At 65.6% G+C, this 17860-nt stretch carries 17 protein-coding genes; 9 read left to right on the forward strand and 8 right to left on the reverse strand.

What is annotated here, in order from left to right; translation table 11 throughout:
* Window positions 1-71: 71 nt before the first annotated feature.
* The 3 genes from EH240_RS35230 to EH240_RS35240 form a co-directional block, all read right to left on the reverse strand.
* Window positions 72-1604 carry a DHA2 family efflux MFS transporter permease subunit gene (locus EH240_RS35230; RefSeq protein WP_125006961.1) on the reverse strand — a complete coding sequence of 511 codons (1533 nt, stop codon included), beginning with the start codon at window positions 1602-1604 and terminating at the stop codon, window positions 72-74.
* A 268-nt stretch (window positions 1605-1872) separates the two neighbouring features.
* Window positions 1873-3051: an HlyD family secretion protein gene (locus tag EH240_RS35235; protein WP_125006962.1), complete on the reverse strand. Its 1179-nt coding sequence runs from the start codon at window positions 3049-3051 to the stop codon at window positions 1873-1875.
* Complete coding sequence (locus EH240_RS35240; RefSeq protein WP_125006976.1) at window positions 3048-3527, reverse strand: MarR family winged helix-turn-helix transcriptional regulator; 480 nt, start codon at window positions 3525-3527, stop codon at window positions 3048-3050. Before EH240_RS35240 ends, EH240_RS35235 begins: the two co-directional genes overlap by 4 nt.
* A 323-nt stretch (window positions 3528-3850) precedes the next feature.
* Here EH240_RS35240 and EH240_RS35245 point away from each other — a divergent pair, with 323 nt between their 5' ends.
* The 6 genes from EH240_RS35245 to EH240_RS35270 are packed head-to-tail and all read left to right on the forward strand — an operon-like array spanning window position 3851 to window position 9661.
* Entirely contained in the window at window positions 3851-4459 is a 609-nt protein-coding gene (locus EH240_RS35245) for a CDP-alcohol phosphatidyltransferase family protein (protein WP_125006963.1), read from the forward strand.
* Window positions 4460-4495: 36 nt separating this feature from the next.
* Entirely contained in the window at window positions 4496-6283 is a 1788-nt protein-coding gene (locus EH240_RS35250) for a bifunctional alpha/beta hydrolase/class I SAM-dependent methyltransferase (protein WP_167484305.1), read from the forward strand.
* Between the two features lie 12 nt (window positions 6284-6295).
* On the forward strand, window positions 6296-7630 hold the full coding sequence (locus EH240_RS35255) for a phosphatase PAP2/dual specificity phosphatase family protein (protein ID WP_125006965.1): 1335 nt from the start codon (window positions 6296-6298) through the stop codon (window positions 7628-7630).
* The gene (locus tag EH240_RS35260) at window positions 7627-8070 is read left to right on the forward strand and encodes a hypothetical protein (protein WP_125006966.1); all 444 of its coding nucleotides are present in this window, start codon (window positions 7627-7629) and stop codon (window positions 8068-8070) included. The genes EH240_RS35255 and EH240_RS35260 overlap by 4 nt, the downstream gene beginning before the upstream one ends.
* Window positions 8067-8726, forward strand: coding sequence for a lysophospholipid acyltransferase family protein (locus EH240_RS35265; protein WP_125006967.1), 660 nt, complete (start codon window positions 8067-8069; stop codon window positions 8724-8726). The genes EH240_RS35260 and EH240_RS35265 overlap by 4 nt, the downstream gene beginning before the upstream one ends.
* Complete coding sequence (locus EH240_RS35270; protein WP_125006968.1) at window positions 8726-9661, forward strand: phosphatidate cytidylyltransferase; 936 nt, start codon at window positions 8726-8728, stop codon at window positions 9659-9661. Before EH240_RS35265 ends, EH240_RS35270 begins: the two co-directional genes overlap by 1 nt.
* A gap of 11 nt (window positions 9662-9672) precedes the next feature.
* On the opposite strand, the gene EH240_RS35275 is transcribed toward EH240_RS35270, so the two are convergent.
* Entirely contained in the window at window positions 9673-10659 is a 987-nt protein-coding gene (locus EH240_RS35275; RefSeq protein WP_125006977.1) for a FecCD family ABC transporter permease, read from the reverse strand.
* 315 nt (window positions 10660-10974) lie between these two features.
* Between EH240_RS35275 and EH240_RS35280 the strand changes: the two genes are divergently transcribed.
* Window positions 10975-11262 (forward strand): hypothetical protein, encoded by a 288-nt coding sequence (locus tag EH240_RS35280; RefSeq protein WP_125006969.1) that lies wholly within the window; start codon window positions 10975-10977, stop codon window positions 11260-11262.
* A gap of 26 nt (window positions 11263-11288) precedes the next feature.
* A complete protein-coding gene (locus tag EH240_RS35285; RefSeq protein WP_125006970.1) occupies window positions 11289-12122 on the forward strand; it encodes an AraC family transcriptional regulator in 834 nt (277 codons plus the stop codon).
* Window positions 12123-12128: 6 nt separating this feature from the next.
* On the opposite strand, the gene EH240_RS35290 is transcribed toward EH240_RS35285, so the two are convergent.
* The 4 genes from EH240_RS35290 to EH240_RS35305 all read right to left on the reverse strand — a co-directional run bounded on the left by EH240_RS35290 (window position 12129) and on the right by EH240_RS35305 (window position 17001).
* On the reverse strand, window positions 12129-13064 hold the full coding sequence (locus EH240_RS35290; protein ID WP_125006971.1) for a bifunctional helix-turn-helix transcriptional regulator/GNAT family N-acetyltransferase: 936 nt from the start codon (window positions 13062-13064) through the stop codon (window positions 12129-12131).
* Between the two features lie 307 nt (window positions 13065-13371).
* Window positions 13372-14505 carry an alanine racemase gene (locus EH240_RS35295; RefSeq protein ID WP_125006972.1) on the reverse strand — a complete coding sequence of 378 codons (1134 nt, stop codon included), beginning with the start codon at window positions 14503-14505 and terminating at the stop codon, window positions 13372-13374.
* Window positions 14502-15803, reverse strand: a complete 1302-nt coding sequence (locus tag EH240_RS35300; protein ID WP_125006973.1) for a D-arabinono-1,4-lactone oxidase — start codon at window positions 15801-15803, stop codon at window positions 14502-14504. The genes EH240_RS35295 and EH240_RS35300 overlap by 4 nt, the downstream gene beginning before the upstream one ends.
* 13 nt (window positions 15804-15816) lie before the next feature.
* Complete coding sequence (locus EH240_RS35305) at window positions 15817-17001, reverse strand: MFS transporter (protein ID WP_125006974.1); 1185 nt, start codon at window positions 16999-17001, stop codon at window positions 15817-15819.
* Between the two features lie 134 nt (window positions 17002-17135).
* Between EH240_RS35305 and EH240_RS35310 the strand changes: the two genes are divergently transcribed.
* Window positions 17136-17762 (forward strand): TetR/AcrR family transcriptional regulator, encoded by a 627-nt coding sequence (locus EH240_RS35310; RefSeq protein ID WP_125006975.1) that lies wholly within the window; start codon window positions 17136-17138, stop codon window positions 17760-17762.
* Window positions 17763-17860 lie beyond the last annotated feature (98 nt).

Below are 17860 nucleotides of genomic sequence, written 5' to 3' on the forward strand. Positions count from 1 at the left end.
TCAAGGGGGTGAGATTACGCAGTCGGCCATCCTCGCCAATCTCAAGCGTCGCAGAGGCAGCGCAATGAAAATCAGTCCATATGCGCGGCGGGCGCGCCACCCGCGGGTGCGGCCTTCGGCTTGCGCAGCAGGATCACGAACGGAACGGCAAGCAGCGTCATCACCATCAGGATTTTGAAGTCGTTGACGTAGGAGATCATCATCGACTGGACGTTCACCAGCCTGTCGACCTGCGAAAGCGCGACGGGATCGCCGGCAGCGGCCGCCGGCGAGGCTGCCCACAGATTGGGGTTGTACGGATTGATGAAGGCGGACAACTCGCCATGGTTGACCTGGGTGTTGCGCACCATCAGCGCCGCGACCACCGACACCCCGATCGACGAGCCGAGATTGCGCACCAGGCTGAACAGCGAGGTGGCGTCGGTGCGGTAGCGCGCGTCGAGCGTGGCGAAGGCAACCGTCGACAGCGGCACGAACACCATGCCCATGCCGAGGCCCTGGATGACGCCGGAGGTCAGGATGAGCCAGTTGTCCATCTGCGGCGTGAAGCTCGCCATGGTGTAGAGCGACTGCGCGGTGAGCAGGAAGCCGACGGCGACGAGGATCCTGGCATCGATCCTGTGCATGATGCGGCCGACGAACAGCATCGAGATCATCGTGCCGACGCCGCGCGGCCCCAGCACCACGCCGATGGTGACGGTCGGGTAGCCGAAGATATTGGCAAGCATCGGCGGCAGCAGCGACATCGAGGCCAGGATCAGCACGCCCATGACGAAGATGAAGCCCAGCCCGGTCACGAAATTGCGGTCGAGGAAGATTTTTGGATCGATGAATGGGTGCTCGGACGTCACCGTGTGGATGATGAACACCCAGAAGCCGGTGATCGACAGGCCAAGCTCGATCCAGATCTCGGTCGAGGAGAACCAGTCGACCTCGCCGCCGCGGTCGAGCAGAAGCTGCAGCGCGCCGACGCCGAGCGAGATCATGGCGAAGCCGAAGAAATCGAAGCTGCGCACGCGCTTGGCGACGACAGGCAGATAGGCGGCCATGCCGAGGAAGGCGAGGATGCCGACCGGCAGGTTGATGAAGAACACCCAGCGCCAGTTGAAGTTCTCGGTCAGCCAGCCGCCGAGCGTCGGGCCCAGGATCGGCCCCAGCATGATGCCGGCGCCCCAGATGGCCATCGCCTGGCCGTGGCGCTCCTTGGGGTTGATGTCGAGCAGGAAGGTCTGCGACAGCGGCACGATCGCGGCGCCGAACACGCCCTGCAGCAGCCGGAACAGCACAATCGTCTCGAGGCTCCAGGCGAGGCCGCAGAGCATGGAGAAGATGGTGAAGCCGACGACGGAAGCGAGGAACAGCTCCTTGCGGCCGAGGCGGTCGGCAAGCCAGCCTGTGACCGGCGTCATGATCGCGGCGGCCACGATGTAGGAGGTCAGCACCCAGTTGATGTTGTCAGGCGAGGCGCCGAGGTCGCCCGTCATGGTGGGCAGCGCGACATTGGCGATCGTGGTGTCGAGCGCCTGCATGATCGTCGCCAGCATGAGGGCGACCGTGATCAGGCCGCGATGCGGCACTTCCTTGAAGGGTTCTGGCGTGCTCATGGTGCGGAACTTCCAGCAGGCAACAAAATGTACGTCGGGTTTCCGGGCGGCAAAGCCTTCCGTCGGGAGGCCTTCATCGCGGTGGGACGCGACTATCGATGTGGGGGTTACATCGACCGAAAGTCTCTATGGGGGCGGATGAATGCCGCCCGGAAACCTGAGGACCGACGGGTCCGTGTCGAAAGCTTCAGCTTGGATCTGGCCGCGACGCGGCTTGTCTCAAACGCTCGGCTTTGCCACTCCTCCCCGTCAGGCCAATCCCCTGCACTTACTCAGCGTGCTCGCCGGCCGTGGCGTGACCGAAGATCGACGGCAGGCCACGCGCCACGCCGGTGTCGACGGTGACCGTCGCGCTCATGCCGGTGCGCAGCGCCATCTTGGCGTCCGCGTCGGTCAGCTCGAGGCGCACGGGGATGCGCTGGGTGACCTTGACCCAGTTGCCGGTGGCGTTCTGGGCGGGCAGCAGCGAGAACTCGGCGCCCGTGCCGGCGCCGATCGCCTTGACGGTCGCCTCGAAGGTCCTGCCCGGATAGGTGTCGACGACGATCTCGGCCTTCTGGCCCGGCTTCATATGGGTGAGCTGGGTCTCCTTGAAATTGGCGTCGATCCAGGTGTCGCCGGTCTCGACCAGCGCGAACAGCGGCGTGCCGACGCCGACATACTGGCCGACCTTGAAGGACGAGGCCTGGTAGACGATGCCGTCGGCCGGCGCCTTTACCGTGGTCTGCGCGAGGTCGTAAGCCGCCTTGTCGCGCGCGGCGAGCGCCGACATCACGGTCGGATGCTTGTCGGTCTCGATATCCGGGTTGCCGCCAAGGGCAGCCTTGGCGCTGAGGATGCCCTGCTGCGCGACCGCAAGCTGCTGCTTGGCCTTGTCGAGGTCGTTGCGGGCCTCGTCCAGCGACGACTTGGCGTTGATGCCCTTCTGGGCGAGATCGGCGGCGCGGTCATATTGCGACTGCGCATAATCGACCTCGCTTCTGGCCGACTTTTCCTGCGCCATCGCCTGGCTGTAGGCGGCGCGCAGCTGCTCGACATTGAGGCGCGCGGCAGCGACCGCAGCGTCGGCCTGTGCAAGAGCGATGCGGTAGGGCTCGGGGTCGATCACGAAGAGAAGATCGCCCTGCCTGACCGTCTGGTTGTCGGCGATGCCGACCTGGACGATGCGGCCGGCCGTATCGGAGGCGACCGAAATCCTGGCTTGCTGCAGGTTGGCGTTCTCGGTCTCCTGATAGCGCCCGCCCGTCACCCAGACATAGGCGCCTCCGGCGAGCAGGGCCAGCGGCAGGGCGATCATCAGCAGGAAGCGGCCGGTGCGGCGCTTCTTCTTCGGCGCCGGCGCCGGTTGCGGCACGGGCGCCACGGAAACCGGAGCAGGTACCGGCTGCGCCGGGGCTTCCATTTCAAGCTTGGTGACGTTGTCTTCTATCTTGGCTGCCGCGTTCATGCTGCTGCGCCTTCCGCATTCTTCATCTTTTCCAGGGACGACGCTTCGCCGTCCGTCAAATTCTGCACGATCGTGTCCAGCGTCCGGATCAGGACGCGGCGATCCTCCGGCGACACGCCGGCAAGCGATTCCTCATAAACCTCGCCGGCGAGGCTTTTGACCTCCGCATAGGCAGCGTTCGCCTTCTCGGTCGGGAAGATCATGCGCACGCGGCGGTCGGTCGCATCGGGACGGCGCTCGATCCAGCCGCCCTCCTCCATCCTGTCGACCAGGCGCGAGACGCTGATCGGCTCGATCTCGAGGAGCTCGGCGAGCCGGGCCTGGGCCACGCCCGCCTCCTTGGCGACGCGGACCAGAAGCCGCCATTGCGCCGACGACAGGCCGAGCCCGCCGGCGCGCGCCTCGAAGCGCTTGCGCATCAGGCGCTGCACGTCGTGGATCAAAAATCCCAATCTGTCCATGCCGTCCGAAACCATGAGCCGCATATATAATAAGCGTGCTTACCATTCAAGCGAAATGCGTTGTTCCAGATGCCGGAAAATCGCATGACAGCGATGCGATGCGTTCATGGTTATCAGCCGCTGAAGACGAGCCTCATGGCGGCAGCGTCACGCCGATCGACGCCGACGCATCGAGCGCAAGCCGATGCGACACCTGATCAGGCTGCGGCGACGGCTTGAGGCGATGCCTTCATAGCCAGGCGTCAAGCGACTGAAAATTCACTGTGTTTTCGCCATGCGCTGGCGTCGTTCGGCATGTTCATGATACAGCTGTTGCTGTGGATCGGGGGATCAACGCAATGCCGACGCTCTATGCGCTGAAGCCGGCTTTCCAGGACAGGCTGCGGCCGCTGGTCGGCAAGCTGGCAGCCATGGGCGTGACGGCCAATGGTGTCACCGTCCTGGCAGCCCTCCTCTCCGTGGCGGCCGGAACGCCAATCGCGGCCTTGCCCGGTTGGCGTGCGCCACTCTTCCTCATTCCCGTCGTGCTTTTCCTGCGCATGGCGCTCAACGCCATCGACGGCATGCTGGCGCGCGAGCATGGGCAGGCCTCGACGCTCGGCATGTACCTCAACGAAATCTGCGATGTCGTCTCCGACCTCGCGCTGATCCTGCCCTTTGCCGCGTTTGCGCAATTCGGCGCCTGGGGCGTCGTGGCCTTTGCCATCGCCGCGGCGCTCTCCGAGTTCGCCGGCGTGCTCGGCATCGCCGCCGGGATCGGGCGAAACTATGCCGGGCCGTTCGGCAAAAGCGACAGGGCGCTGGCGCTCGGCGCGGTCGCCGTCCTCACTGCCGCCGGGCTTTGGCCGGCGGCAATCGCGCCGTTTGTGTTTCCGGCCATGGCTACGCTTTCGCTGCTGACCGCCATAAACCGGATACGCGCCGGTCTTACTGACAGCGCCGGCTGAGCATCGAGACTTGCCATGCCGCTCGAGGGAAACACCATGCTTCACGAACAGGTCGCCGCCGCGCCGGCGCAAAGCCTTGCGCGGCAGGCGCAGGAACGCACGTTCCGCAGCCATGACGGCACGGAGATCTTCTACCGTTTCTGGCCGGCGCTGTCCGCCGAGGCCAAGGGCGCGATCTTGCTCTTCCATCGCGGCCATGAGCATGGCGGCCGCATGGCGCATCTGGTCGACGAACTGCGCATGCCCGATTACGCCTTCTATGCCTGGGACGCGCGCGGCAACGGCCGCTCCGCGGGCGAGCGCGGCTATGCGCCGTCTTTCGCCGCGCTGGTGCGCGATATCGACTGTTTCATGGGCGAGATCGCCGCCAAGGACGGCTTTGACACGCAGGATATTGCGCTGATCGCGCAGTCCTTCGGCGCGGTGCTTGCGGCCGCGTGGGTGCATGACTATGCGCCGAAACTGCGCGCCATGGTGCTTGCCTCGCCCGCCTTCTCGGTCAAGCTCTACGTGCCATTCGCCAAGAAAGGCATCGCGCTGTGGCAGAAGATCAAGGGGCGCTTCTTCGTCAATTCCTACGTCAAGGCGAGCCTCCTCACCCATGACCCGGGGCGCATCGCCTCCTTCGAAAACGATCCGCTGATCACAAGGCCGATCGCGTCGAACATCCTCGTCGAGCTCTACCAGCATGCGGCGCGCATCGTTTCCGATGCGCGCGCCATCACCGTGCCGACGCAGCTTCTTCTGTCGGGCAGCGACTGGGTGGTGCGGCACGCGCCGCAGCACGAGTTCTTCGTCAATCTCGGCAGCCGCATCAAGGAGCGGCATGTTCTGTCTGGCTTCTTCCACGACACGCTGGGCGAGCGCGACCGCGCCGAGGCTCTCGACCTGATCCGGCCGTTCCTCGAAGCGCGGTTCGCGGCGCCGGCGGAAGCTGTCGACCTCAAGCAGGCGGATATTGCCGGTTACGCGCGCGACGAAGCCGACCGCCTCGCCTCGCCGCTCGATCTCCTGTCGCCCAAGGGCCTCTACTGGGCCATGAGCCGCGCCTTCATCCGCATCGGCAGCTGGTTCTCGCAAGGCATGAAGATCGGGGTCGGCACCGGTTTCGATTCCGGTTCGACGCTGGACTATGTCTATGAGAACGAGCCGCGCGGTCTCGGGCCGATCGGCCGCATGGTCGACCGCACATTCCTCAACGCCATCGGCTGGCGCGGCATCCGCCAGCGCAAGGCCAACCTCGAAGAGCTGATCGGCTCGGCGCTGGCAACGCTGAAGGCCGCGGGACGGGCCACCAACATCCTGGACATTGCGGCCGGCCACGGCCGCTATGTTCTCGATGCGATCGCCAAAAGCCCGGAGCATCCGACCAGCGTGCGCCTGCGGGACTATTCCGAGCTCAATGTCGAGCTCGGACGCAAGTTGATCGCCGAACGCCAATTCCCGGCGAGCGTGTCGTTCCAGCGCGCCGACGCCTTCGACGGCGATGGGCTCGCCGCGCTCGATCCGGCGCCGGATCTCGCAATCGTCTCCGGGCTCTACGAGCTCTTCTCCGACAATGCGCTGATTTCGCGCTCGCTTGGCGGCCTTGCCCGCGCCATGCAGCCCGGCAGCCTGCTGATCTACAGCAACCAGCCCTGGCACCCGCAGCTCGAGATGATCGCGCGCAGCCTGACCTCGCATCGCGGCGGCCAGGCCTGGATAATGCGGAGGCGCACGCAAGGCGAGATGGACCAGTTGGTCGAGGCAGCCGGCTTTGAAAAGCTCGAACAGCGCATCGACCAGTGGGGCATCTTCACCGTCTCGCTGGCAAGGCGGCTCTAGGACCACCGACGCATGCCGACTGGTGCCGAGCCCCCGCCGCCTTCAGACGACCCAGCCGAACCCTATGGCCGGATCGTGCTCCGAGCCGCACTTTGGCTCGCCTTGCTCGCGCCGTTCTTCTATTCGACCTACGGCTTCGCCAACTGGCTGGCCTCGACGCGCGACCATGTCGGCAGCATCGTGTTCTCCTGGGAACGCCATGTTCCGTTCGTCGCCTGGACCATCGTGCCCTACTGGTCGATCAACCTGTTCTATGGACTGTCGCTCCTGCTCAACAACAGCCGGCAGGGCGTCGACCGGCTGGCCGGCCGCTACCTCACCGCTCAGGTCGTCGCGGTCACGTGCTTCATCCTGTTTCCACTGACGGCCACTTTTACGCGGCCGGCAACGAGCGGCCTGCCGGGTTTCCTGTTTGCGGTGCTCGGCGGCTTCGACAAGCCGTTCAACCAGGCGCCGTCGCTGCACATCGCGCTCCTGGTGATCATCTGGGATCACTGGCGCCAGCGCCTTGGAAGCCCACTTTCAACGCTCTGGCACGGCTGGTGCTTCCTGATCGGCGCCTCGGTGCTGACGACCTGGCAGCACCATTTCATCGACATCCCGACCGGCGCGCTGCTCGGCTTCTTCGCGCTGTGGCTCTTTCCGGCCCAAGGCGAGTTGCCCTTTGCCGATTTCCGACTGACCACCGACGGCAAGGCACGGCGGCTTTCGCTATACTACGCGTTGTGCGCCGCTCTGGCGCTAACGGGCGCCGCGATCGGCGCCTTCTTCTCCGCCCTTGCCTTTTTGCTTCTATGGCCTTCGCTGGCGCTGGCCATCGTCGCGTTCGCCTATGCCGGGGCCGGCGCGAAAGTGTTCCAGAAGACGACGGACGGCCGCGTGTCGCTGGCAAGCCGGATCCTGCTTTGGCCCTACCGGCTGGTCGCCAGGGTCAATGTCTGGGCGTGGACGCGCAAGCTGCCGCCGGTCGTGGCGGTCACCGACGGCGTCTTCCTCGGGCGTTTTCCTGCCGCTTCGGAAGCCGACGGCTTCGGCACGGTGATCGATCTCGCCGCCGAGTTGAAGCGGCCGCGCGAGACAGCCACCCGATGGGAAAGTTTCGGCATGCTCGATCTCGTGCCGCCACCGGCCGACACGCTCGACAAAGCCGTGGCGGCGATCGAGCCGGCGCGTCGGCATGGCACGGTACTGGTCTGCTGCGCGCTCGGTTTCCAGCGCAGCGCCACCGTCGTCGCCGAATGGCTGGTCGCAACGGGCCGCTCGCATACGCCGGCGCAGGCGCGCAAGCAGCTCGCCGCCTCCGGCCGGCCGGTGCATCTCCAGGTCGGACTGGACGAGCCGGCATGACGGACGAAGCCTATCAGCAACGGACCGGCCGATTTGCCGCCATGCTGATCAAGCAGGCCGCGTGGCCTGCCGTTATCGTGCTCGCCTGCGACGGCTTTGCGCCTTTGGTCGCCTCGGCGCGCGGCGCGCTCCACGCGCCGATCGCGGTGCTGGCGCTGTTGGTCGCGGCGGCAAGTGCGGTCGTCGTGCTTGGGATTTCGGCGCTTCTCGCCCTCGACGTGCTGCTGTTCCGACTGATGGCGAGCCATGACAATGAGCGTTCGGGATGCGGCGCGGTGGACGACCTTCTTGCGCGCATGCGCCTGAGGCCTGCCCCATCCTCTCCACGCCCGCTCGACGATCGCGTGGCCGGAACGCGCCGCCTGCTTGCAAGGCAACGCATCACCTTCGCGATCTTCGTCATCGCGTTTCTCACAGCCGGTTTCTGGATGCCCAGATGAACAAGCTGTCGCTCAGAACCTTCACGCTGCTGCAGACGGCGACCTCCGTCGGCCTGTCGGCGCTCGCCTGGGCCGTGACCGGCGTGCGCCCGATCTGGAGCGGTAGCCAGCCGTCAGACCGGCAGCGCATCTATTTCGCCAACCACACCAGCCATGGCGACTTCATCCTGCTGTCGGCTTGTCTCAGCGAGAAGGAGCGCGCCATCACGCATGCGGTGGCCGCCGCCGAATATTGGGGAAAGTCGAAGCTGCGCCGCTTCATCGCCGAGGACATGCTCTCCTCCGTGCTGATCAGCCGGCAATGGACGAGCCCGGAAGAGAACCCGATCTCCGTCATGCTCTCGGTCCTCGACCAGGGCCATTCGCTGATCATCTTCCCGGAAGGCACGCGCAACATGAGCGACGAGCTCCTGCCCTTCCGCTCCGGGCTCTACAACCTGTCTATGGCGCGGCCCGATGTCGAATTGATCCCGTGCTGGATCGAGAACATGTCGCGCGTGCTGCCCAAGGGCCAGTTCCTGCCGGTGCCGCTGCTGTGCCGCGTCGTCTTCGGCGCGCCGGTGGCGGTGGCGCCGGGCGAGGAACGCCGCGCCTTCCTCGAGCGCGCCCGGTCCGAACTTCTGGCGCTCAATCCGCGCCCCGATCGAGACGATTGATGCGCCACGAAATCAGCATCTTGATCATCGGCCTTTTCGTGGTGCTGAGCACCGCCAGCGCCACCGCCGCCCTCCTGTCGGCAAGGGCGCCGAAACCGCTCAGCGCGACGCTCGTCAATCTCACTCAGCGCATCAACGCCTGGTGGGTGATGGTGGCGCTGATGGCGGTCGCCTTCTTCTTCGGCCGCTACGGCATGACCATCCTGTTCGCGCTGATCTCGTTCGCGGCGCTGCGCGAATTCGTGACGCTGACGCACAGCCGCCGCAGCGATCATTGGGTGCTGCTCGGCATGTTCGGCATCGTCATTCCGTTCCAGTACTGGCTGGTGTGGACGGCCTGGTACGGCCTCTTCGTCATCTTCATCCCGGTCTACTGCTTCCTGCTGATGCCGGCGATCACGGCGCTGCACGGCGATACCGAGCGCTTCCTGGAGCGCGTGTCGGCGCAGCAATGGGCGATCATGATCTCGGTCTACTGCGTCAGCCACGTCCCGGCCCTGCTGACGCTCAACGTGCCGGGCTTCGAAGGCCGCAATCTGCTCCTCGTCGCCTTCCTGATCATCGTCGTGCAGGGCAGCGACGTGCTGCAGTACATCTTCGGCAAGCTGTTCGGGAAGCACCGCTTCTCGCCGACCGTCTCGCCGTCGAAGACCTGGGAGGGCTTGATCGGCGGACTGGTCGCGTCAAGCCTTCTCGGCACGCTGCTGTCCTTTATCACGCCGTTCTCACCGCTGCAGGCTTCGGCCGTCGCCTTCGTCGCCTGCACGATGGGCTTCCTCGGCGGGCTCGTCGCCTCGGCGATCAAGCGCGACCAGGGCGTCAAGGACTGGGGCCACCTGATCGAGGGCCATGGCGGCATGCTCGACCGCACCGACAGCCTGGTCTTCGCCGCGCCGATCTTCTTCCACATCGTGCGCTATTTCTGGACTGTGTGAGCGCCCGCCGGCTAAATGCGCTTCCGCAACAGGAGCGTCACGACGAAGAAGGCGCCGAGCGAGCTGGTGATGATGCCGATCGGCAGTTCTTGCGGCGGCAGCAGAGTGCGGGCGAGGAGATCGCTGGCCAGCAGCAGGATCGCGCCGAACAGCGCGCAGATCGCTATCAGGGGCCGGTGCAGCGGACCGGCCAGCGGCCGGCCGAGATGCGGGATCATCAGTCCGACGAAGCCGATGACGCCGGCCACCGCGACGAGGATTGCGGTCGCCAAAGCGGCGATGAGGAAGGTCGTGCGGCGCATGCGCGCCACCGGCACGCCGAGGCTCTCGGCGGCACTTTCGCCGGCGAGGAAGGCATCGAACTGGCGGTGGCGCCAGAGTCCGTAAGCGAGGATGATGCCGGCGCCCAGCGCCGCCAGGCCGATATTGTCCCAGCGGGCGAGACCGAGCCCGCCCATGGTCCAGAACAGCACCGAATGGGCGGCGCGCTGGTCGCCGGCGAAGACAAGATAGTTGGTTAAAGCGGTGAACATGAAGGAGACGGCGAGGCCGGCAAGGATCAGCCGCTCAGGCCCCTGTCCCCTCACCCGCGAGACGAGCAGGAGCACGATCGCCGCTGCCAGTACCCCGCCGGTGAAAGCGGCAACCGGCAAGGTCCAGATGCCGAAGCTGTCGCCGAAGACGGTGATGACGGAGACCGCGCCGGCTGCCGCACCGGAAGAGAGGCCGAACAGGAACGGATCGGCGAGATCGTTGCGGGTGACCGTCTGCAGCAGCGCGCCGACGACACCGAGGCCGGCGCCGACGGCGATCGCAAGCAGCGTGCGCGGCAGTCTGAGGTCGACGACGATGCTGCCGACCGGGCCGGGCACGGCCGGACCGCCCAAGCCGGCCGCATGCGCCAGCGCGCCGACGACCTCGTGCAGAGGTATCAGCGTCGAGCCATAGGCGATCGACGAAAGCGCGAGAGCGTCCAGCAGGATCGCGCCAAGCGCCATCGCCAGGACGAAAGAGTTGCGGCGCGAGCTCACGTTCTTACGCAAAGCGCTGCACTGCACCACCAGCCGAGATTGACCGAAGCCTCCCGAACTTCGTCATCCCAGGGCGAAGCAGGAGCGAAGCGACGCGGCGCAGACCCTGGGATCCTGTGTGTTGGTTCCGGTGTATGGTTGAAGTGGGAAGGAGGCCGAGGGGATCCTGGTCGTCCTCTCGGACAGGCCGTGGCATGGCTCGGTCCCTTCCCACCGGTGAACCATCAACCTGAACAGTTGCACGGGGCTGTTCCAAGCAGACCCCGAACCACAGGAAGAGGCATGGACATGATAGTGCAGAATTTCGTCGGCTGCGACATCTCCAAGCAGTGGCTCGATTTTTTTGATGAGGCAAGCGGCCATTACCGGCGCATCGACAACCAGGCCGATGCGATCGCCGCCTATGTGGCGGGCCTTCAACCCGGTCGGGACTTCGTCGTCATGGAGGCGACAGGGGTCCATGACCGGCTGCTTTACCGCGCCCGGTCGCTCCACTCAACCCGGCATGCGCGTTACCATTATTGTCCAGTGTGCAATTTCGATCAAACTGGCCGTCGGCGCAGCGGCTAGCGTCGCCGCGCCAAATGCGAGGAGCCATGAACCCGACCGAGAAAGCGCTGTGGTTTGTCGAAAGCCATCTGCCGGATGCGATTTCGCTCGACGATGTCGCGGCAAGCAGCGGCGTGTCGCGCTTCCATGTGACACGCGCCTTCGGTGCGGCCACGGGACGGTCGGTCATGGGCTATATGCGGGCGCGGCGGCTCAGCGAAGCGGCGCGCAAGCTTGCCGGCGGCGCGCGCGACATCCTCTCGGTCGCGCTCGATGCCGGCTATGGCTCGCATGAGGCTTTCACTCGAGCCTTCCGCGACCAGTTCGGTACCACGCCGGAACTGGTGCGCGCGCAAGGCTCGACCCAAAACCTCGACCTCGTGGAGCCCATCCTCATGGCCAGTTCGCTTCTCACCACGCTCGAGCCGCCGCGCTTCGAGACCAGCCGCCCCTTCCTCATCGCCGGTCTCGGCGAGCGCTACAGCTGCGAGACCAGCGCCGGCATTCCGATGCTGTGGCAGCGTTTCGGTCCCTATATCGGCAACATTCCCGGCGAGATCGGCGACGTTGCCTACGGCGTCTGCGTCAACGGCGACGATGCCGGCAATTTCGACTACATCGCCGGGGTCGAGGTGGCCGATTTCTCGGAACTGCCCAAGGAGTTTTTCCGCGTGCGCGTGCCGGCGCAGAAATACGCGGTGTTCTCGCATCGCGAGCACATCTCGACCATCCGCCGCACCGTCAACACGATCTGGAACAAGTGGCTGCCGGCCTCCGGCCACGAGATCGCCGACGCGCCGGATTTCGAGCGCTACGGGCCGGAGTTCGATCCGCGCAGCGGCAATGGCGGGCTGGAGATCTGGTTGCCGGTGAAGGGCTGATCGGCACTACAATTCCAGATTCCAGGTCTGGCCCACCAGATCCTTGCCGAAGGAATGATGGCGCTCTTCCTCGGCCAGCTTGAAGCCGGCCGCCTGGTAGATGCGGCGGGCCGAGCCCAGTATGTCGTTGGTCCAGAGCGTCAGCGTCTTGTAGCCCTTCGCACGTGAGAAGCCGATGCATTCGTCGACCAGCCGCGCCCCGATGCCGAGGCCACGCGCGGAAGGCTCGACATAGAGCAGGCGCAGCTTCGCCACCTCGGCCGACTTGCGCATGACGAAGACCGAGCCGACCACCTCGCCTTCGCGCTCGGCGATCCAGCCGCGCTCCCATTGCGGATTGAAAGTCTTGACGAACTCGCCGAGGATCTCGGCAACCAGCGCTTCGTAGGTTTCGTCCCAGCCATAGTTCTGTGCGTAGAGCAGGCCCTGGCGATGCGTGATCCAGCCGATGTCGCCGACCCGCAGCGGCCGCAGGATATATGGCACCTTCGGTTCGGGTTTGTCGCCGAGCAGGTCCTGCACTGTGCGCATGGCCTTGACCAGCCGTTCCTGGTCGGCCGGCGCTAGACGATCGAGCAGCGCGCGCACCTGTTCGTGAGAGTCTTTGTTCAGCGGCGCGAAGGCCTCTCTTCCCGCCGGCGTCAGCGCGATCGAGGAACGCCGCGCATCGGCCTCGGTGGCGGCGCGATCGACCAGGCCGCGCTCCTCGAACTTCTTCAGCAGCCGGCTGACATAACCGGGATCGAGGCCGAGGTCGCGCACAAGGTCGCTGGCGGCGAGCCCGTCGTGGTGGGCAAGCTCGTAAAGCACCCGCGCCTCGGTCAGCGAGAAGGCGCTTTTCAGCCAGACCTCATCGAGCACGCCGATCTGGCGGGTGTAGAAACGATTGAAGGCACGCACCGCATCGATGCGCTCCTTGCCGGAATGATCGTGGATGGTCATTGGCTCCTCCTGTCCCGGACAGGATCGATCAATTAGTTGACGGAGTCAATGAATCGATATCTCTCTCCTTCGTCATTCTAGGGCGGAGCAAGGAGCGAAGCGACGCGCGCAGACCCTAGAATCCATGCCGTGACCTACAAGCGCCGCAATAATGCAGAACCTTGGGGGCCTTCTTCTGCACCGTATCGTTCTTGCGCAGACGCAACGGCATGGCAGGATCCTAGGGTCTGCACTCCGCTTCGCGTCGTTCCGCCCTAGGATGACGAAGTCGCGGATGCGCGGACGCTAAGGCCGCGCTGAGCTGCCCTCACCCCATCGGCAGCGCCGGCCAGAACTCCAGGACGCGCCCGCCAGAAAACACGGCGATGGAGCCGAAATGCTGCAGAACCGCCTCGCTCTGCGTCGGCCGCAGGAAGGCATAATCTCCGGGCTTCACGGCAGCATCAGCAGGCAACCCCATGAACTGCTGGTTGGACGAGAAGCCGATCAGGCCATTTGGCTTCATGCCTTCGGGGAACACCGGATCGGCCATCCACTTGCCGCCATAGAGATAGCAGCCTCTGCGTGGAAAGAGGCCGAGCGCCTGCAGCGTCCTGGAAACCGCCGCTGGGCCGGGCAGCACCGGATCGACCGCCTTCAGGATCGGCGTCGCGATGAAGGCCGCCGGCTGGAAGCCGTCGAGGCCGGGCGTGTCGAAGTCGCTCGGCAGCACGAAGGCCGAGCCGATCGAGACTTCGTTGGCCACGCCTGCGCCATGCAGCAGCGCCGTCTTCGAGCCGCCGATGTTGAGGATGCGGCGCTGGTCCGGGTCGAGGGCAGGAACGAATTGCGCTGCCTTGGCCGACGCCTGTTTCAGCGCCTTGGCCGCGCCGCCGAACAATCCCGGAATCTCCGGCGCATGCGCCTCGTAGGCCATGATGCCTTCGCAATGCAGGCCCCTGGGGATTGAGAGCGCTGCGATCTCGTCGGGATTGGCAAAGCCGCCGCGATGCAGCCCGACATCGACCTCGAAGGCGACGCGCAGCTCGGTGCGGAGTTCGGCGGCAAGCGCGCCGTATTCGGCCAGCCGTTCGGCCGTGTCGATCAGCCAGCAGACGCGCGCCCAGCCGGCGCCGCCCCTGGTGAGCGTGGCTCTCGCCGCGCCGACCGGCATCGGCTTGCCGTAAAGCAGGTCGGCCTCAGGGAAGGCGTCGAGCACGGCCTGCGTGATTGGCGGATGGAAGGTCATAAAGCGATTGGCGCCGAGCGCACTCGCAATATGCGAAAGCAGCGGCAGGCAAGGCAGCGACTTGTCGACCAGCCGCACGGCAAGGCGCGGCGCCAGCTTTTTTCTCACCAGCGCGATGTTGGCGTCCAGCCGGTCGCGGTCGAGCACCAGGCAGGGCCGGAAGATATCGGCCGCCTTTAGCGCCTTCGACAGCCCGGCGAAATAGGCGCTCATTGTTGGATGCCAAAAGGACCGGGCTCGATGCCGAACAGGCCGGCCATATAGGGCGACACGAAACGGTTTTGAGGATCGATGTCGCGGCGCACCGCCATCGCATCGTCCCAGCGCGGATAAAGTTTTTTGAAATCTGCCGCCTGCTGGCTGTGCATCTTCCCCCAATGCGGCCTGCCGCCGTGTTTCAAGAAGATCGGCTCGGCCGCGCGCATGAAGGGCAGCGGATCGTTCGCCGCATCGTGGTGGATGGCGATCGAGCAGGTCAGCCTTTTGTGGAAGGGCGAGAGCCAGAATTCGTCCGGCGCCACCGAACGCACCTCAATGGGAAAATAGACTTCCGGAAAGTGCTTTTCGGTCAGCGCGATGATCTCGGCCAGCGCCTTCGGACCTTCCTCGTAAGGCAGGTGGTACTCCATCTCGTTGAATTTGGTGCGGCGGTCGCTGGCGTAGACGTTGAGCCAGTCCTGCACATAGTCCTCGGCCGGCACTTTTTTGACCGCGCCCTTGATCAGCAAGCGGCGCAGCGACGGCAGCCAGCGCAGCGTCGTGCGCAGCTTGCGCAGCGTCGCCAGTCCCTCTTCATCATCCTGCGTCGGCCGCGGCGTTGACGCGGCGGCGCTGACGTCACTGGCGATGAATTGTGCATAGCCGGAATACGGGATGTAGTAGAACTCGGCCGAGCGATGCGCGGCCATCATAGTCTCGAAATCGCGCAGCATGTCGCCGATCGGCAGCACCCATTTGCGGCGGCGCAGCCGGTAGGTCGGGATGTTGTTCATCGTCACTTCGGTCAGCACGCCGAACGCGCCGAGCGCGACGCCGGTGGCATGGATCATGTCCCGGTCGCCTGCGCGGCTGAATTCGCGCAGCTTGCCCTGCCCGTCGACGAACTGCACCGCCTCGAGCTGCGTGTGATAGGCGCCGAGTGTGGTGCCGGAACCGTGCGTGGCGGTGCCCAGCGCGCCGCCGATCGCCTGGCGGTCGATGTCGCCCATGTTGGGCAGGCCCTGGCCGATGCCTTGCAGGATATCCATCAGAGCCCCGAGCCGCGTCCCTGCCCTCACCCGCGCCCGACTGGCTGCGGCCTCATGCGAGACCAGTCCTTCGATCTTCTCCAGCGAGACAATGGTGCCGTCCGACTGCACCAGCGGCGTGAAGGAATGGCCGGCGCCGGCGACGCGCAACGGATCGGGCGCCGAGCGCACGAGCTCGGCCAGCTCGCCGGCGTCGGCTGGTGTCGCGATCAGCTTCGGCACCGCCTTCACGAAGCCCGACCAGTTGCTCCAGGAGCTCGCCATCGTCACCTCCCGCTCAGGCTGGAACGCGGCGCCGCGCAACCATCATGAAGACACCGAGCAGCGCCACGCTGGCCAGCGCGCTTGCCGCGGCGAATTCCGGCACGGGGCGGAAGTTCTCGCCGTCGATGAGCTGCGACGCGGCGATCGGGCCGATGGCGAGACCGAAGAGTTGCGCCGCCGGCACCAGGAGCGCGGCGTTGCGCGTCTCGTCGGCGGTGATCGCCAGCCGGATCTGGTAGGGCACGATGAAGAGCAGGATGAAGCCCATCACCAGCGCGACCGCCCAGAAGACCGAAAGTCCCGGGCCGGACGCGAGCAGCGCCGAGCTGATCGTCGCGACGGCGCCGATAACGGTGATGGCGAAGCGATAGTCGATGCGCGCCTCGAGGACGGTCGCTGTCATTGCGCCCACCACCTGCGCGGCGAGGCTTGCCGAGACCATCAGGCTGACGGTGCGGCCGTCGATGCCGAACTGAACGCCAAGCGGCTCGAGAAAGGCCCAGACGGCGCCAAAGAACATGAAGTAGCAGAAGATCGACAGCAGCGCCGTGATCGCCGGCACGGTCAGCACGTTGGAAAAGTGCTCGTCCTTCGGCAGGTCGGCATAGTCATCCGCCACGGTGCAGGCGACGACCAGCGACAGCAGGCAGACCACGCCAAGCGCGATGAATCCGCCGGCCGAGCCGGCTGCAGGCACGGCATAGAGGGCGAGCAGCAGCGCCAGCGCGCATTGCGCCAGGGTCTGCAGCGTGACGAAATAGCCGCCGATGCGCTCGGCCCGGCGCGAGCGGGCGATCAGCTCGGTGGCGACGGCGACCAGCCCGCCCTCGGCAAGCCCTGCGAGGGTGCGCGCGGCAATCAGTGAGTTGGGGTTAGCGGCACAGGCGGTCCAGAAATTGGCGAGCGCCAGCAGGACCAAGAGCACGGCGCTCTTCCAGCGCATGTTGCGCGCCGGCAAGAGCATTGCCACTACGCCCGAGCCGATGGCGATCGCGATCATCTCGGCGGTGGCGACCAGCGCCAGCTCGTCGCCGGTGACGTGGCGTTCCGTGTAGAGCGCGCCGAGCAGCACCGGCTGCAGGCCGAGGATGAGCAGGCCGACCGAGCCGATCCACAGCGCCGAGGCGAGCTGCAGGCCGGTGGGATTGCCGACCAGCCAGTCGCCCCCTTCCGCATGTCCAGCATCGATAACGGTCACGAGGCACCCTCTCTTGCAGTCTGACAAAAACTGACAAGTTGTCAGCATTTCGCAAAACTGATACTTGATCATGTTTCATGTCAACCGGAAATTTGGACGTTCCGTGTGAGATTTGGCCGTGTGAGATTTGGCGCATGACGCAAGCAAGGCGAACGGCGACGGAACCGCGGCGCAGGCCCAAGCAGGAGCGAAGCCGCGAGCGCATCGATGCGATTCTTGCTACGACCATGCGGCTGATCGGCGAGAAAGGCATCGACGCGGTGACGATGAAGGAAGTCGGCGCGCTCGCCGGCGGGCCGATCGCCACCGTCTATCATTACTTCCCCAGCAAGTCGGCGATCCTGGCGATGCTCTACGAGCGCTTTTCCGAGGAAAGCCGGGCGCGCTTCGGCGCGATCATCGCCGAGATCCGCAAGCTGGACGACGTGACCGCGGCCGCCGATCGCCTGCTCGACGACTATTACCGACGCGTCGCAGCGGACCCGGCGATCCAGGACCTGCAGAATGCGATCCAGGCCGACAAGGCGCTCCAGCATCTCGACATCGCCGAGACGAGGCGGCAAGCGGAAATGTTCTGCGAGAAGGTCGGGCCGTTGATCGAGCCGGAGCAGCGCGAGGCTTTCTCGAGGGTGGTCTTTCTTATCTTCCAGCTGGCCGGCGGCGTCGTGCGGCTGGTGCTGACGCAGGACAAGGAAGAAGGCCGGCGGACGATCGAGGACTATCGGTCGATCATCCATGCGCAGTTGCGATTGTTTTTGTGATCGGCTCGGCCGTTGGACCGAAGTCGCTGGACGGCAAGCGAGAAGCGCGGCGATCCTTCCCACCCCCCTCTGCCCTGCCGGGCATCTCCCCCGCAAGG

The sequence above is a fragment of the Mesorhizobium tamadayense genome (assembly GCF_003863365.1).
GTDB classification, from domain to species: domain Bacteria; phylum Pseudomonadota; class Alphaproteobacteria; order Rhizobiales; family Rhizobiaceae; genus Mesorhizobium; species Mesorhizobium tamadayense.